Annotated in this window: 12 protein-coding genes and 2 rRNA genes (1 of these 14 cut by a window edge); 8 read left to right on the plus strand and 6 right to left on the minus strand. The window is 42.7% G+C overall.

The features are described 5' to 3' along the window. Positions 1–241 precede the first annotated feature (241 nt). Both CEQ75_RS18770 and CEQ75_RS16970 read left to right on the plus strand, forming a co-directional pair. Complete coding sequence (locus CEQ75_RS18770) at positions 242–409, plus strand: hypothetical protein (RefSeq protein WP_198306585.1); 168 nt, start codon at positions 242–244, stop codon at positions 407–409. Between the two features lie 53 nt (positions 410–462). Further along, the gene (locus CEQ75_RS16970) at positions 463–2,157 is read left to right on the plus strand and encodes a recombinase family protein (RefSeq protein ID WP_089612227.1); all 1,695 of its coding nucleotides are present in this window, start codon (positions 463–465) and stop codon (positions 2,155–2,157) included. Here CEQ75_RS16970 and rlmD read toward each other — a convergent pair. Further along, complete coding sequence (gene rlmD, locus CEQ75_RS16975; protein WP_157677518.1) at positions 2,049–3,428, minus strand: 23S rRNA (uracil(1939)-C(5))-methyltransferase RlmD; 1,380 nt, start codon at positions 3,426–3,428, stop codon at positions 2,049–2,051. The genes CEQ75_RS16970 and rlmD overlap by 109 nt on opposite strands. Before the next feature lie 287 nt (positions 3,429–3,715). On the opposite strand from rlmD, the gene CEQ75_RS16980 reads away from it, so the two are divergent. Beyond that, positions 3,716–4,327, plus strand: a complete 612-nt coding sequence (locus CEQ75_RS16980) for a hypothetical protein (protein ID WP_089612229.1) — start codon at positions 3,716–3,718, stop codon at positions 4,325–4,327. 10 nt (positions 4,328–4,337) lie between these two features. Further along, positions 4,338–5,411 carry a hypothetical protein gene (locus CEQ75_RS16985; protein WP_089612230.1) on the plus strand — a complete coding sequence of 358 codons (1,074 nt, stop codon included), beginning with the start codon at positions 4,338–4,340 and terminating at the stop codon, positions 5,409–5,411. On the opposite strand, the gene CEQ75_RS16990 is transcribed toward CEQ75_RS16985, so the two are convergent. Next, positions 5,408–6,103, minus strand: a complete 696-nt coding sequence (locus CEQ75_RS16990) for a CPBP family intramembrane glutamic endopeptidase (RefSeq protein ID WP_157677519.1) — start codon at positions 6,101–6,103, stop codon at positions 5,408–5,410. The genes CEQ75_RS16985 and CEQ75_RS16990 overlap by 4 nt on opposite strands. 186 nt (positions 6,104–6,289) lie before the next feature. Here CEQ75_RS16990 and CEQ75_RS16995 point away from each other — a divergent pair, with 186 nt between their 5' ends. From CEQ75_RS16995 to CEQ75_RS17005, 3 genes are read left to right on the plus strand one after another with little or no spacing between them, the layout of a single operon-like run. Further along, positions 6,290–6,904 carry a DUF4912 domain-containing protein gene (locus CEQ75_RS16995; protein WP_089612232.1) on the plus strand — a complete coding sequence of 205 codons (615 nt, stop codon included), beginning with the start codon at positions 6,290–6,292 and terminating at the stop codon, positions 6,902–6,904. Then, complete coding sequence (locus CEQ75_RS17000; RefSeq protein WP_089612233.1) at positions 6,904–8,484, plus strand: glycoside hydrolase family 57 protein; 1,581 nt, start codon at positions 6,904–6,906, stop codon at positions 8,482–8,484. The genes CEQ75_RS16995 and CEQ75_RS17000 overlap by 1 nt, the downstream gene beginning before the upstream one ends. A 19-nt stretch (positions 8,485–8,503) precedes the next feature. Continuing rightward, positions 8,504–8,779, plus strand: a complete 276-nt coding sequence (locus CEQ75_RS17005; RefSeq protein WP_089612234.1) for a hypothetical protein — start codon at positions 8,504–8,506, stop codon at positions 8,777–8,779. Positions 8,780–8,847: 68 nt separating this feature from the next. On the opposite strand, the gene CEQ75_RS17010 is transcribed toward CEQ75_RS17005, so the two are convergent. After that, entirely contained in the window at positions 8,848–11,325 is a 2,478-nt protein-coding gene (locus CEQ75_RS17010; protein ID WP_089612235.1) for a sugar phosphate nucleotidyltransferase, read from the minus strand. A gap of 13 nt (positions 11,326–11,338) precedes the next feature. Next, positions 11,339–12,574 carry a glycosyltransferase family 4 protein gene (locus CEQ75_RS17015; protein WP_089612236.1) on the minus strand — a complete coding sequence of 412 codons (1,236 nt, stop codon included), beginning with the start codon at positions 12,572–12,574 and terminating at the stop codon, positions 11,339–11,341. Positions 12,575–12,838: 264 nt separating this feature from the next. Between CEQ75_RS17015 and CEQ75_RS17020 the strand changes: the two genes are divergently transcribed. Continuing rightward, positions 12,839–13,141, plus strand: a complete 303-nt coding sequence (locus tag CEQ75_RS17020; RefSeq protein WP_089612237.1) for a carbohydrate-binding protein — start codon at positions 12,839–12,841, stop codon at positions 13,139–13,141. Between the two features lie 232 nt (positions 13,142–13,373). Here CEQ75_RS17020 and rrf read toward each other — a convergent pair. Beyond that, positions 13,374–13,490, minus strand: a 5S ribosomal RNA gene (rrf, locus tag CEQ75_RS17025). An 80-nt stretch (positions 13,491–13,570) separates the two neighbouring features. Beyond that, positions 13,571–16,324 (minus strand): 23S ribosomal RNA (locus CEQ75_RS17030); it runs 250 nt beyond the window's last position.

A 16,324-nucleotide genomic window follows, 5' to 3' on the forward strand; every position in this document is an offset into this window, starting at 1 on the left:
GCCTCTTGAAGGGACAAGGCTGATCGGTATTGCGGGGCTATGATGTCAAGCCAATGACAGCTCAAAATATCCCCCTTGCCTGGGTGCGTGGCAAATAAGGCACATGAACATAAAGATAAGGCACACCACATTTCTGCACAGTGCAATTTGTGGTGTGCTTCTACTGATACAACGACAAACTTCTCAAAAGATAATAAGTGCTTATAATCAAAATAAGCACCTCACTTGGAGGTGATTGCAAATGGGAAATATCAAAAACTTACCAGAAACCGCGGTCGAAGCTACCCTGCCTCAAGAATTGTATGCGGCAAGGGCATCAAAATCATTTCAGGATTTCATTAAGGTGCTTTCGCAGATTATAGAAAAGCATGGTGCCGATGTGCTGGATGAAATAAACCGTGTTGAGTAAATGGCTGTATTTGAGATATAGATATTTTCCAATATTATATTGGAGGTATGACTATGAATAGGAGTGGAAAAAAGTGTGTGCTTTATCCCCGTGTTAGCACTGAAATGCAAGTAGATGGTTTCAGCTTGGATGGGCAGAAAAGCAACTTAAGGCGTTTTGCTGATAGAGAAGAAATGGAGATCGTAAACATCTACGAAGATGCCGGTAAATCTGGTAAATCCATCGAGGGCAGACCTGCCTTTAAGCAAATGCTGCTTGATATTGAAAATGGTTTAGAGATTGATTATGTATTGGTGTACAAGCTGTCTCGCTTTGGCAGGAATGCAGCTGATATTCTGAACTCCTTGGAGCATATTCAAGCTTTTGGCGTGAATTTAATCTGTATTGAGGAAGGCATTGATTCATCACAAACAAGCGGAAAGCTTTTGATTTCCGTTCTATCTGCCGTTGCTGAAATAGAGCGTGAAAACATTATCGAGCAGACAATGAACGGACGAAAGGAAAAAGCTCGTCAGGGCGGCTGGAACGGTGGTTTTGCTCCTTACGGTTACTTCCTCAAAGACAAACAGCTTTTTATTCAAGAGGATGAGGCTGAGGCTGTACGCATTATCTTTGATAAATATCTGAATGGAAATATGGGATTTCATAAAATCGCCAATTACCTCAACCTGCAAGGTATTCAGAAAGTACAACGAAATAACGGCACCCTTTCGCTCTGGGGCACACATTTTATCAGGATGATTATTGATAATCCTGTTTACTGCGGTAAAATCTCTTATGGCAGACGTGTACGTGAAAAAGTAAAAGGAAGTAAGAATGAATATAAGCAAGTCCCGCAGGAAGATTACATTATAGCCGAAGGTCAACATGAGGCAATTATAAGTGAAGAGCTGTGGAATGCTGCACATGAAAAAAGAGAGCTGACAGGCGTTAAGTCACCTTCCAAAATAGGTCGTGACAGAGCACATTTGTTAAGCGGTATTTTAAAGTGTCCTAAATGCGGCGGCCCAATGTATACCAACAAGCACGCATGGACAAACAAAGACGGTACCTATAAAGAAGTGTATTATTATGTGTGCAGCAAAGCTCGTGCAGCCAGAGGAAAAACCTGTGAGTATACAACCATGCTCAAGAAAACCGACATCGAGCCGTTAGTCATTGAAGCGATCCGAGAGCTGATTCAGAATCAGGATTTTGCAGGAGAAATTAAATCAAGGATTGGGAAAGAAATTGATACTTCCACCTTGAACAGAGAGCTGAAAAATTACGAATCCAAGCTAAAAGAGACAGAATTGAATAAAACCCGGCTTGAAAATGAAATCGACAGCCTGCCTGAGGATACTCGTTTCAGAGAGCGTAAAATCCATGATATGACCCTCAGGCTTGATGGACTATATGATATTATCGTAGAGCTTGAAGAAAAAATTGAAGATGTTCTGCTGCGCCGCAAAGCTGTAGAGCAGGATGCAATCACTTTAGAAAACATCTATACCCTGTTAGCAAACTTCGACAAAGTGTACGACAAAATCAGCGATGAAGAGAAAAAATCCCTAATATCTTCGTTAATCAAAGAAATAGAGATTTTTCCATGTGGTGAGGCTGAGCTGCCCCTAAAGTCTATTTTGTTCAACTTCCCTGTTTATAAAGACGGTGAAGATGCTTGTGATTTCTTGTGGGACAAAAGTACGCACGTCTCTACATGCCCCGTCTGCGGAAACATATCTACCGGCTGCACAGTAACCACCTGATATCCATGTTGCCCCAATGTCTTAAGATCCCTTGCCAAAGTTGACGGTTCACAGGAAACATAAATCAGTTTTGAGGGATTCATCCTGGCAATGGCCGATAACACTGCCGGATCGCAGCCCTTGCGGGGTGGATCCACGATTAATAGTTGGGGATTAATGCCATTTGCAGCCAATTCCGGCAACAAGTCCTCTGCCTTTCCAGCCAGAAATTGTACATTGTTGAATCCGTTTAACCGAGCATTATAATCAGCATCCTTAACCGCTTCGGGAAACTCCTCAATACCGATGACCTGCCCCGCTTTTTCCGCCATTTGGAGAGAAATGCTCCCCATACCGCAATACACATCCAGCACTGTTTCGCCACCCTTTAAATCTGCAAAATCCCTAATCTGATCATATAAAACCCGGGTTTGTTCCGGATTCACTTGGATAAAGGAGCCGGGGCTAATTGAATAAAGCACATTGCCGATTTTATCTTCCAGCTTTTCCTTCCCTAAAATGTGCTGCCACCTGGGTCCGAATAAAACACCGGATTCTTTTTTCTGGATATTCTGTACCACAGATACCACCTCAGGAAACCTGCCGGATAAAGACTGGGCCAGCTTGGGGAGAAGAGGAAACTTCTTTTCCGAGGTGACAAAGATCACGGCGATTTCTTTGGTGTAGGCACTGATCTTCAATACAATATGCCTTAATGAAGAAAGATTATCCGAGTCCTTGTATGTAGTTAGTTCCTCCTGAAGAAAAGAGCGAATATGATTAAAAACATCAGGGACCAGAAGACATTCCCTAAAAGAGATTAATTCATGGCTTCCGGGTTTAAAGAATCCCAGTTCGACCTGATCATGGTAAATTTTTACGTGAAGCTGAATCCGGTTACGGTATTGCCAGGGATGGGACATGCCCAGCACCGGCCGCACTTCCACCTCAGGCATTTGAGCAATCTTCCTTAGTGCATCCTCCACAATTTTTTTCTTCATTTCCAATTGATGCTCGTATCGGGCATGCTGGAGCTGGCATCCGCCGCAAGAATCATAAACATGACAAGGCGGGATCATGCGATAAGGCGATTCATGGATAACACGGATTAATTTTGCCACGGCAAAACTCTTTTTCATCTGATCAATCTCCGCCTGCACAATTTCTCCCACCAAGCTGCCCGGAACAAAAACAGTAAATCCTTCAATACGGCCAATACCCCATCCTTGATGGGATATACCTGTAATTTCTGCTTCAAAAATTTCTCCAACCCTGATCGGTTTTTCCTTCATGATCATATCTCCTCAAATAACTCTTACTTCTAACTCTTTCTTCCATAAGATTCTATAGAAACGGTTTCTTCAATTTCTTTAGATAGCATATACCTTAGAATCATCGTAGCAACTAAACATAAAATAGTCAAAAATAATCAGAACAATTAATTTTATCCAATAAAATGAAGGTCGTCAATTGATGGAAGTATGACTTTTAATGGAAGCGAGACCTTGGTGCGCCTGATGAATAGAAAAAGATCAGGGTATCAAACTATCATGTAAAGGATTTTGGGAGGTTGATATCCTTGACCGAAAGCAGTTTGCAGCAATTCACCCTGCGTATACAGCAAACACTCACCGCACCATGGGATTTTACCTGTCTTCAAAATTATCTGCGTCTTGACCAAGTGGGTGAAGCCACCAGGCAAGCTTTAAATGATGATTCCGGTATTCCGGCAAAGAATCCTTTAATGGAAGCTTTTAATCTGCTCATCGAGGAAGGTCAAAATTATCGTATCGAAAATATTATTTTAGGCATTAATGAAGTTTTTAAATCTTATTTAAAAAATTTAACTTCTGAAAATCAAGATGGCGTCACTCAACATTTTCTGGAATTTCTGAAAATGTTCTTCATCTTTCTGACGGAAGATTGTTTTCCTTATACGGAAAAAATGTGGGAAGTCATCAGCACGATGATCAAGCCAACGGGCCTTTTTCTCATCAAAGAATCATTTACCACGGCTATCCCCACTTTTTTTGAATGCACCGCCTTATTAGGCAAACAAGCTTCCCGCAGAGATTTAAGTACCGGAACGCTGCAGCACGCTTTCCGCATTGCGGAATTGGCTTGCCGGAATAGTGGTAATCAAGAAGGATGCACCTTGATACAAAATTTAAGACAAAACTTGGAAAACTAAAGGGGTCATTATGTTTGAATTAAACAGCTACTTTTTTATTCTGCTTAATATTACTTCCGGTTTATTATCCCTGTTGGGCGCCGTGGGAATATTTATTTCATTAATCATCCAGCGGCGGGTAAGCCGACTTCAGGATATTATTGAGGAAATTCTGGATTTATCTTACGAAGAAAGTGCCAATACTACGGTAAAAATCCAAAACCTGATTTACAAATATCAAATGCAATACATCTTTCCGGCCAAGCCGATCAAAACAGTGATCCATTACATTAATATCAATATTGCCTTTCAATTGCTTTTTTGGAGCTGGCTGCTTTATTTAATCTTTCGCGGTCCCTTTAACTGGGTCAGTCTCATCTATTTATGGCCCTTATTTGCCATGCTTTTTGTGATGTTATTTTATCGTAAGTTGATCAAATGCACTCTAAACCCGGTAGATAACCGTTTGTTTAATTCTTTTATTCCTCCTCCCAGATACCTGAGAAGTATCGCCTTTTTATCCAGCTACGTCAACGTTGCCGTCAAAACCATTATGCAGCAAGCTCGTCCCACCCCTGTGCTGCGGCAAAAATCACCGGATAGCTGGGAGGTACTCTTAAAAGAAGAACTGCCCCTTGACGATTACCACTATTATTTTGTTTTAAAGGACCGGTCTGGCATTCTCTTTGATGCCTACGGTCATGTGCTCATTGAATTGGATCAGGATCCCATTACCGGCAAGCCTCGTCCCACGGCAAGAAATTTAAACATTCCTCTGGGCATAATAGAAAAAAAATTGCAGCTTATTCAACCCCAGGCTTATTTCTTTGTTTTCCCGAAAGGTGAAAAAAATCCTATTACATTTACTTATTTATTGGAGAAAATCGATACCGTATACTTTGTACCCACAACGCCGGAAGTTTCCACCAACCATTTCATCACTTACCATTTCTGTAGGGAAAATACTCTCCAGATTCTTACCAATGAAGCAACGGATGATATTGCAAAATTTCTTCCGGAAAAAATACCTGCCCATGGTATGCGCAGGTATCAGGAGCAAGGCGGGCAGGAACAAGTGATTGAAAGCAAGCCTTATATTGATTAATAGAGAAAAATCAATAAAATCATGACCCCATTCCAAACACCATGGGCGATTATATTCGTCCAAAGATTCCCTGTCTTTTCATATAAATATGTTAAACCAAGCCCGCCCACCGCAATAGGAATAAAACGATAGACATCGAAATGCAAAAAAGAAAAAAACAAGGCTGTAAAAAGGATTCCTTTTTTTACTCCAAAGCGCTGACGCAAGGCCGGATAAAGAAAGCCGCGAAAATACACCTCTTCTCCCATAGGAGCAAGAATTACGCCCATGATGAAGGCTAAAATGAATTCGCCTTGGGAGTCAACCATTAAAAGAATTTTAGCAAAATCTTGCAGATCCGGCTCCCCTGGAAAAAAAATACTGCTAAAGATTCCTAAAATCATCACTGTCACAAAAAGACCGCCGCCCCACTTGAGACCCTGAGGTACAGCCTGCCAAAAACCACCTTTAACAAACCCTAGGTCCCGAAAAGAATGACGATATTTAAGTACTGCAATACAGGCAGGTAAACTGATCATGAATAAAGTCTGGACCAAGCTGGATGTGAAGGCAAGCAACAATGGCTTTATATCGTCTAACTCCACAAAGGCTTCCAATACAATACCTAAAACCGTCATGGCGAGAAAGATGCCAATAATACCTAAAACGCCTTCCCAAGGTTGCCAGCGCGGCTGAGTAATTTGCTCATTCAAAAAATTTTCCTCCCTCATCATTTTTCTTCATGCTATTTTTTTCAGGATGATCGACTCATAAGCTTCCTGGTTTCAACTTAAATCATCGTCAGGCAGTAATTACCTCGCTATAGTTTCAAACATCTTCAAATAGGAAGACTAAATTCGGGGATAATAATGACGAAATAAGTAATAAGGAGGCTAATCATGTTAATTATATCTTATTTTCTCATCACTGTATTAGTTATTTCCATTATTATTATGCTGCTGTTTAAATCCCGTCTTTTTTTCTCCCAACAAGAACAACGCAAACCGTCTCCTTCCGGACAAAATGAATTTTCCCAGGAACTCTCGCCCCAGGGAAATCATATTCAAAAAACTCCCCTGGAAAAAAATCCTGATTCAACTCAAAAGGAACATATGGTTTTGCTTGTCAAAAATCCTACCTGTCTCTACGCCTATGCTCCACCCTCACTAAAATGGGGATCAGGAACCCCGGTTTTAAGAGTTTACCAGATAACAGACCATTCAGAAGATGGTGCTAAATCTTTATTTGAGCTTAATATTTCCCCAGATAGTAATAGATGGTTTATCAACGTTCCAGATGACAATTCCGGTTATTACGTGGTATTAGGTGAACTAAAAGAAGATGGTAGTTTTTATCCCCTGCTCCGCTCCAATGATGTTGAAACTCCCCGTGCATCTTTATCTACAGCTCTGGATGCTTCCTGGATCCCTTGTGATATCTACCAAGACTTAGAAAATATCTCCTATGGCTTAAGTTCTGCTATGACCCAGGGATCAGAAAGGACGGATCATTAATGCCCCAAGGATATCTGGCTCTTGTGCTCCACGCGCATCTTCCCTACGTGCGCCATGTGGAGCACGAACATTTTTTAGAAGAAAGGTGGTTCTACGAAGCGGTCAGTGATTGCTATACCCCATTAATTGATATGATGGATCGTTTAGAGGAAGAAAAGATCCCTTTTCGCTTTACCATGTCATTAACGTCTCCTCTGCTCACAATGCTGGGAGATCCATTAATGCAAAATCGTTATGAAAAACACCTGAACCTACTCCTGGAATTAGCAGATAAGGAAATTATTCGATTAAGACAGCAGCCTGAGTTTCTTGCCCTGGCATTTTTTTATCAAAAAAAGTTATTAAAAGCTCGAAATATTTTTTTGAACAGATACCATAAAAAATTAATTGACGGCTTTAAAAAACATATGACCCTCGGCCATCTGGAGATTATAACTTCAGGAGCTACCCATGCATATTTTCCTTTGGCTGAGCCTTCCCGCAAAACGGTGCGTGCCCAAGTCGCTACTGGGATCGCGACCCATCAATCATACCTGGGATCTGTTCCGGAAGGTATTTGGCTCCCGGAATGCGGTTACTATCCCGGTGACGATAAGATCCTGAATGAATATGGTTTAAAATATTTTTTCCTTGACACTCATGGCATACTTTATGCAACTCATAGACCTAAATATGCCTGTTATGCTCCGATCTTTTGTCCTTCCGGGGTAGCGGCTTTTTCCAGAGATCAGGAATCTTCTAAACAGGTTTGGAGTATGTCTGAGGGTTATCCCGGTGATCCTGATTACCGGGAATACTATCGAGATATTGGGTTTGATTTGGATTATGATTATATTTACCCTTATATCCACCCGGAAGGTGTGCAGGTAAATACAGGCTTTAAATATTACCGTGTTACCGGAAAAAATCAGGAAAAACAAGTTTATCATCCGGAGCAAGCCGCCAGGAAAGCTAGGGAACATGCCCTGAACTTTAAATTAAATCGCCAGAAACAAATCTCACGTTTAAGCAAAAAAATGGACCGGCCACCAATTATTGTGGCTCCTTATGATGCCGAACTATTTGGTCATTGGTGGTTTGAAGGGCCTCAGTTTTTAGAAAACCTTTTTCGCAGCATTGCAGCTGATCCCCAAAATATTAAGCTTATTACACCCATGGACTATTTATCCCGCTTTCCCCATAATCAGATTACTCAGCCCTGTATGTCCAGCTGGGGCAATCAAGGATATCATGATGTATGGCTGGACGAGTCCAACGCCTGGATCTATCCTAATCTGCATCAGGCGGCGTATCGGATGAGTGAATTGGTCCAACGTTTTCCTTCGGCGGATGAAAATATCACCAGAACACTTAAACAGGCGGCACGAGAACTCTTGCTTGCTCAGTCCAGTGATTGGGCTTTTATCATGAAAACAGGAACCATGGTTTCATACGCTACAGAACGAACCAAAAATCATTTGCATCATTTCAACCATCTCTATGAGCAATTGATCCATCACAACATTAATTTAAAGCAGCTTGAGCAGCTGGAAAATCAAAATCATATTTTCCCTGAGATTGATTATCAGACCTTTAAATAAATTTAAGGAGACGAATAACATGCATACTTTGAACCATTTGGAAGAAATCCTAAAACAAAAGGAACAAGCATTAATTCAATATGTAAGGTATATGCGGGAAGCCCAGGACAGTGAAAACCAGGATATGGCTGCACTTTTTGCCGATCTGGCTAAAGCTGAAGAAAAGCATATCACCGTAGTACGCAATCAGTTGGTAGATATGTCGGGGGAAGGAGACGGAGCACTCAATCAATACCAAAGAATTAATGAATACAATAGCCAAAATTCATTATATCCCACGACACAAGTTCATTGATGCAGGTTTAAGTTTTTAATTAAGGAATAACGAATCCCCCTCTGACAGGGGGATTCTATGGACCTCCTTTATTCCTTTTTGTAATTATTGATTTTATCTGCATACATAGCAGTTAGTTCCTCGGCCGTTTCCATACTAACACCTTCACTAAAGATACGACAGATCGGTTCATCAGAATCCGGCAGCACCAAAGCCCATCCATTTTCATGATAAACTTTAACCCCGTCCAAAAGCTCCCCTTGTTTTCCTCCTCCATCCTGCTCTTCCATGCTTTGTTCCTCAATCAGCTTACGCATCACAGTTCCCTTGGCATGCCAGGGACATTCAATGGCCTTTTGATGCTGATAAAACTCCGGAGATAAGGCCATAATTTCCGACAAGGGGATTTTTTCCTTAGCCATAAATTCTAAGATATATACCAAAGCATTGATAGCATCGAATTGTAAAATATATTGTTTATATCCTTTTTGGGTGCTGACAATTTTATCTTCAATCATTTGCTGCATATAAAATTGTTTGGCTGTTTTTGTGCGGATCACTTTTCCTTGATATTTTTTAGCCATATCTTCAATCACCTGAGAAGCAGTAACCGGCACTACAATGGTTGCATCTTGATGTGTTTTCATCACAAGCAATGAGACCAGAACCATATAGAGATCATCCTGAATCACATGGCCCAGATTATCTATGAGTATCATCTTTTCGCCGTCATATTGGAAAATTGCCCCTAAATCACACTGCAAATCGACTACTCGCTGCTGATACCATCTCAAATCCTGATTAAATCTATGATCTAAATCGGCACCCTCGGAAAATATCACTTCACAACCGATGTTTTCCAGCATCCCGGGCAGATTCTCATCAAAATTCATAAAGTCATAATCGAGATAAATTTTTAAGTGGGCATTCCTGATGATATCTCCATCGATGGATTTTTCTAAATCCTCAAAATAGCTGCTTACAATATCCGGATAATTTTTAATATCAGTAACCTGACTGCCGGCTACCCGACGAAAATCCTCCCGATAAAAAGCATTTTCAATTTTTCTTTCTTCACTTTTGGTAATATTGGTGCCCTGCCGGTTCAGAAAAGTTATACATACTTTTTCCCCTTGTTCCAAGGCATGAACTTGTATGCCGCCATTGATACCCAGTGTGCGCACGCCATAACGGCTAATCGGGGTTACCACTTTATTAAAATCAAGGACATTACATCCGGTAGCCGTTAATCCTATTGCCAAGGCATTTTTAATCATTTGGGAGCAGGGATACCCATCTGCGCCCAGAACAATCTGTCCCTCTTTTTTACTGCAAGAACCAAATGCTGATCCTAAGCGCACCGCCATTTCAGGGGTTAACTCCACATTCACCGTACCGGTCACACCATTAGCGCCAAAAAGATGCTTCTTTGCCTGATCCGCCCAAATCAAACTTTCCTGGACCACGGCACCTTTCTCCACAGTTTTATGAGGCCATATTTTTACCCCTGGTTTGATGGTGACATAACTGTTTAGGATCGTGTCATCACCGATTACTCCTTCTTCATAAATTGACGTATGGGATTTGATCTTCACACGGTTGGCAATTACACCACCACAGAGTGAACTCTTTTTTCCTAAATAGACATTATTCCAGATAATACCCTTTTTTACAGAGGCATTTTCTTCTAAAATGCTGTTTGAACCAATCACAGAGAATCCACTTACCTTAGCTCCTTTACCAATCTTGACATTCTGCCCGATAAAAGACGGGCCCTCTAAATAAGCCTCGGGATGAATCTCCGTTCCTGATCCCACCCAGATTCCTTCTGCAATCTCCGATCCTGGGCAAGAAATATTGGTTTCACCGGCTAAAATATCGTAATGGGCTTGCTGATATTGAGCTAAATTCCCGATATCACACCAATAGCCCGGCATCACACATCCGTAGATGGGAATTCCCCTGCTTAACAGGAGAGGAAAAAGATCCTTGCTAAAGTCAAAAACAGTATTATTAGGAACCAGCTTCAGGACCTCTGGCTCTATCACATAAATACCGGTATTAACGGTGTCACTAAAAACTTCGCCCCAACTGGGTTTCTCCAGGAATTGCTGAACAGATCCTGCTTCATCCGTAATAATTACACCATATTCCAATGGCGTGGGCACTCGTGTTAGAGCAATGGTAACTGCTGCTTTTTTCTTTTGATGGAAGGACATAATGTAATTAAGATCAAAATCCGTTAGGGCATCTCCGCTGATCACTAAGAATGTTTCATCCAAAAACTCTTGAGCATTTTTTACGCTTCCGGCGGTTCCCAAAGGAGTTTCCTCAATAAAATACTGCATATTAACTCCATAATCTGAACCGTCTCCAAAATAATCCTTAATATCCTCAGGTAGATACATCAGAGTGGCACCAATATCCCGAAAGTTATGATCCCATAATAATTGAACAATATGCTGCATTATCGGCCGATCCATGACAGGAACCATCGGTTTGGGTCTGTCACAGGTGAGGGGCCTTAAACGAGATCCCTCACCACCAGCCATAATAATGGCTTTCATATGATCTCCTCCATTAATGTGACTTTACTACTTCCCAACCTCTTTTTTCACTTTGCGCTGCTGCCAGTGATTTACTATGTCTTGCTTCCTCCAGAATCATCTGATATATTGCTCTGGTTTGCGTGGCAATTTTAGGCCAGGTAAAATAGGTTTCAACTTTATTAAGCGCATTAGTTTTCATAACTTGAACAGCATTCTGGTTTTTTAACATTAAAATGATATTATCTGCCAAAGATTCTGGATTGCCAGAATATGCTTTTAAGCCGTCAATTCCATGGGTTACAACCTCACTAAAGCCCCCAACATCTGATACTACAACAGGAATCCCTGCTGCCATTGCTTCCAGGGCCACAATACCAAATGGTTCATACAAGCTGGGAAAGACAGCAACATGTGCATTTTTATACAGTGCATTTCTCACAGCATCATCAATATAGCCGGTGAAAAATATCTTATCCTTCTTATTAATCATATGAGCTTTTTTCTTCAGGTATTCTTCATGAGGCCCCGTACCTGCTATGATAAATTTTGCCTCCGGGCAATAATGTAATATCTTGGGAACGGCATCCAATAGAACCTGCAATCCCTTTTCTTGTACCAAACGTCCTACAAAGAAAACAATTTTTTCTTGTTCTGAGGCATATTGAGCCCTATTAAATTCGGTGGCAATGGTTTTAAAAGCATCTATGTCTACACCATTAGGTACCACCTGTATTTTGTTATCCGGCAATTGAAATATTTTTTTCAATTCCCCTTTCATAAATTGACTGCACACAATCACCTGCCAGGACTCATATGTTAACCACCATTCCACATCGTTAATATATCTTTGGAGATCGCTGTGAATTCCTTGGTTTCGTCCATGTTCTGTTGCATGAATTGTAGTTAATAAGGGTATATTCTTTGCGTGTTTCATGGTGCGTGCGGCAAAAGCCACCAACCAATCATGGGCATGAATCAGATCAAATGGTCCATATTCTTCCTCTAATTTAATCGCCTTTGCTAATAAAGCAAAATTTAGTTGTAAGACCCAGTTGGTAAAATCTCGGGAGGGAAGATTGAGACTTTCCACGCGTGAAATATGAATATGATTGATATTTTCCTCAGCCGGTGCTCCTTCCGCAGCACATGTTAATAGGAAGATCTCTTCTCCCTGGCTAGCTAATTCCTTTGTCAGGTCATAAACATGTCTTGCCAGCCCACCCACGTTTTTTGGCGGATACTCCCATGAGAGCATTAAAGTACGCATAGATTCGATCTTCCTTTCCTTCTATATGATCGATAAACGTAAATATTACGTAAAAAAAGCGCATTTTGCGCAATACTTGTTATTTATAAGAAGCAGAAATAGCATAACGGGATATAATTTACCGTGTTTATAATATTCCGAGATTAAATAAATTTATGTATGGTAATAATAGGTTTCATAAAATCCTCGGTTCATGTAAAACATAATAAGGCCAAAATATATAATATGTTGATTAAAGTCCAATTATAAAAGGAGGTATAAGCTATGTATCAATTAAGCAATCAAGGAATTAGCCTGGATCCCATGCCTGATCAATTGGGTGAACGTTGCCGCATCAGTTATGAGGGATTATTAAAAAAGTCTGGTGCCGACCAAGTTTTTCTTCATTGCGGATATGGAGCCAGCTGGAGTAATGCTGAAGACATTCCTATGTTTAATACTGCTACCGGATCAGTATGTGATGTCTCCATGAGAGAGGATGGATTGTTCAGCTTTTGCTTTAAGGATAGCGCTGATCATTGGGACAATAACCATGGGCAAAATTGGACTTTTATGATTAAAAAATAAGAGTGGAAATATAGAAAACTTGGCTTACGCCAAGCCGAAGGTTAGCGTAAGCCTTAGTTGCACTTATACTTTCAACCTTTTAAAAGTTGCTTTCTGAAAGTATAAAAAAAAAGACCGTCCATATTTAAGGAACGGTCTTTTTTTAGGTTTTTCTATGCTTTTAGGCTGCAGGGTTACTATTAAATTATATCAAAAAAGCACACCAAATAGTGTGCTTTTAATTAAAATTAGAACCTGGCAACGACCTACCCTCCCAGGGACCTGCGTCCCAAGTACTATCGGCGCTGGAGAGCTTAACTTCTGTGTTCGGAATGGATACAGGTGGGGCCTCTCCGCCATCATCACCAGGAAAATTTATGAAGTTGGAACAATCTATAACTGTTCTCTCAAAACTACACAGTGAAGTCTTTCATGCTTAGGTTTCATTTTAAGGTCAAGTCCTCGACCTATTAGTACCGGTCAGCTCCGGACATTACTGCCCTTCCACACCCGGCCTATCTACCAGTTCGTCTTTCTGGGGTCTTATCAGCTTGCGCTGTGGGAAATCTTATCTTAAGGGGGGCTTCGCGCTTAGATGCTTTCAGCGCTTATCCCTGCCAGACTTAGCTACCCAGCTGTACCCTTGGCAGGATAACTGGTACACCAGTGGTCTGTCCATCCCGGTCCTCTCGTACTAGGGACAGTGCCTCTCAAATTTCCTCCGCCTGCGACGGATAGGGACCGAACTGTCTCACGACGTTCTGAACCCAGCTCACGTACCGCTTTAATGGGCGAACAGCCCAACCCTTGGGACCTACTACAGCCCCAGGATGCGATGAGCCGACATCGAGGTGCCAAACCTCCCCGTCGATGTGGACTCTTGGGGGAGATAAGCCTGTTATCCCCGGGGTAGCTTTTATCCGTTGAGCGACGGCCCTTCCACTCGGTACCGCCGGATCACTAAGCCCGACTTTCGTCCCTGCTCGAAATGTCTCTCTCGCAGTCAAGCTCCCTTCTGCCTTTACACTCTTCGCGCGATTTCCATCCGCGCTGAGGGAACCTTTGGGCGCCTCCGTTACTCTTTGGGAGGCGACCGCCCCAGTCAAACTGCCCACCTGACAATGTCCTTCAGCCGGCTTACGGCTTGAAGTTAGAATTTCAGCACATCAAGAGTGGTATCCCACCAGCGACTCCAATGAGACTGGCGTCCCATCTTCTTAGTCTCCCACCTATCCTGTACGTGATATACCAAAATCCAATGTCAGGCTGCAGTAAAGCTCCACGGGGTCTTTCTGTCCTGTCGCAGGTAACCGGTATCTTCACCGGTATTACAATTTCGCCGAGTCCCTTGTTGAGACAGTGCCCAAATCGTTACGCCTTTCGTGCGGGTCGGAACTTACCCGACAAGGAATTTCGCTACCTTAGGACCGTTATAGTTACGGCCGCCGTTTACTGGGGCTTCAATTCAAAGCTTCACGTTTCCGCTGACCTCTCCTCTTAACCTTCCAGCACCGGGCAGGCGTCAGCACCTATACGTCGTCTTTCGACTTTGCAGGCACCTGTGTTTTTGCTAAACAGTCGCTTGGGCCTTTTCTCTGCGGCCTCTTCATGCTCAGTCTGTTAAAAACTTCACATTACAAAGGCACCCCTTCTCCCGAAGTTACGGGGTCATTTTGCCGAGTTCCTTAACAAGGGTTCTCTCGCGCGCCTTAGGATTCTCACCCCACCTACCTGTGTCGGTTTTCGGTACAGGCACCTGGCTCCTCGTTAGAGGCTTTTCTTGACAGTGTGGGATCAGTCAGTTCGCTACTTATTTTCGCTCCCCATCACCTCTCAGGATCTTTGAAAGACGGTTTTTCCTATCTTTCTCCCTACAGGCTTGGACGCACTCGACCAACGGTGCGCTTGACCTACCCTCCTGTGTCACCCCTTCCTTCAAACGGAGCCAGGTGGTATCGGAATCTTTACCGATTGTCCATCATCTACGCTTTTCGCCTCGACTTAGGTCCTGACTTACCCTGGGCGGACGAGCCTTCCCCAGGAACCCTTAGGTTTTTGGCGGGCAGGATTCTCACCTGCCTTTTCGCTTACTCATACCGGCATTCTCACTACTGAACTCTCCAGCTCTCCTTTCGGTAAACCTTCGTCGTGTTCAGTACGCTCCCCTACCACTCAAGAAGCAAGAAGCTAGAAGCAAGATGCAAGATTATTAGTCTTACCTCTTGTTTCTTGCCTCTAGCATCTTGCTTCTTGAATCCGAAGCTTCGGTGGTGTGCTTGAGCCCCGTTACATTTTCGGCGCAGGGTCACTCGACCAGTGAGCTATTACGCACTCTTTAAATGGTGGCTGCTTCTAAGCCAACATCCTGGTTGTTTTAGCAACTATACATCCTTTTCCACTTAGCACACACTTTGGGACCTTAGCTGTCGATCTGGGCTGTTTCCCTTTCGACTATGAAGCTTATCCCCCACAGTCTGACTCCCAAGATAAATTTATGGCATTCGCAGTTTGTGAGAGTTCGGTAACCTGGTTAGGCCCCTAGCTCGAACAGTGCTCTACCGTCATAAATCATCTCTTGAGGCTAGCCCTAAAGCTATTTCGGGGAGAACCAGCTATCTCTTGGTTCGATTGGCATTTCACCCCTACCCACAATTCATCCGCTCACTTTTCAACGTAAGTCGGTTCGGGCCTCCACTCAGTCTTACCTGAGCTTCACCCTGACCATGGGTAGATCACCAAGTTTCGGGTCTACAACAACGAACTTTCCGCCCTATTAAGACTCGCTTTCGCTTCGGCTCCGTCTTCTCAACTTAACCTCGCTCGTTATGGCAACTCGCCGGTCCATTCTACAAAAGGTACGCCATCACACATTTAAAGTGCTCTGACAGTTTGTAAGCATACGGTTTCAGGTTCTTTTTCACTCCCCTCCCGGGGTTCTTTTCACCTTTCCCTCACGGTACTGGTTCACTATCGGTCGCCAAGGAGTATTTAGCCTTGGGGGGTGGTCCCCCCTGATTCCCACGGGGTTTCTCGTGTCCCGCGGTACTTGGGATACTTTCGAGCATTTCCGCCTTTCGCCTACAGGATTGTTACCCTCTGTGATGGGCCTTTCCAGACCTCTTCGGCTAGGTTTCCATACTTCTCATGAAAGTCCCGCAACCCCGGTTGCCTAAGCAACCGGTTTAGGCTCTTCCCGTTTCGCTC

The organism is Dehalobacterium formicoaceticum (assembly GCF_002224645.1).
Lineage (GTDB): Bacteria > Bacillota > Dehalobacteriia > Dehalobacteriales > Dehalobacteriaceae > Dehalobacterium > Dehalobacterium formicoaceticum.

Excerpts from the sequence above, each read along its gene's own strand:
- CEQ75_RS17010 (WP_089612235.1), bottom strand. The coding sequence starts at position 11,325 with ATGAAAGCCATTATTATGGCTGGTGGTGAGGGATCTCGTTTAAGGCCC.
- CEQ75_RS16995 (WP_089612232.1), top strand. The coding sequence starts at position 6,290 with ATGTTAATTATATCTTATTTTCTCATCACTGTATTAGTTATTTCCATT.
- CEQ75_RS18770 (WP_198306585.1), top strand. The coding sequence starts at position 242 with ATGGGAAATATCAAAAACTTACCAGAAACCGCGGTCGAAGCTACCCTG.
- CEQ75_RS17005 (WP_089612234.1), top strand. The coding sequence starts at position 8,504 with ATGCATACTTTGAACCATTTGGAAGAAATCCTAAAACAAAAGGAACAA.
- CEQ75_RS17015 (WP_089612236.1), bottom strand. The coding sequence starts at position 12,574 with ATGCGTACTTTAATGCTCTCATGGGAGTATCCGCCAAAAAACGTGGGT.
- CEQ75_RS16985 (WP_089612230.1), top strand. The coding sequence starts at position 4,338 with ATGTTTGAATTAAACAGCTACTTTTTTATTCTGCTTAATATTACTTCC.
- CEQ75_RS17000 (WP_089612233.1), top strand. The coding sequence starts at position 6,904 with ATGCCCCAAGGATATCTGGCTCTTGTGCTCCACGCGCATCTTCCCTAC.
- CEQ75_RS16970 (WP_089612227.1), top strand. The coding sequence starts at position 463 with ATGAATAGGAGTGGAAAAAAGTGTGTGCTTTATCCCCGTGTTAGCACT.
- CEQ75_RS17020 (WP_089612237.1), top strand. The coding sequence starts at position 12,839 with ATGTATCAATTAAGCAATCAAGGAATTAGCCTGGATCCCATGCCTGAT.
- rlmD (WP_157677518.1), bottom strand. The coding sequence starts at position 3,428 with ATGAAGGAAAAACCGATCAGGGTTGGAGAAATTTTTGAAGCAGAAATT.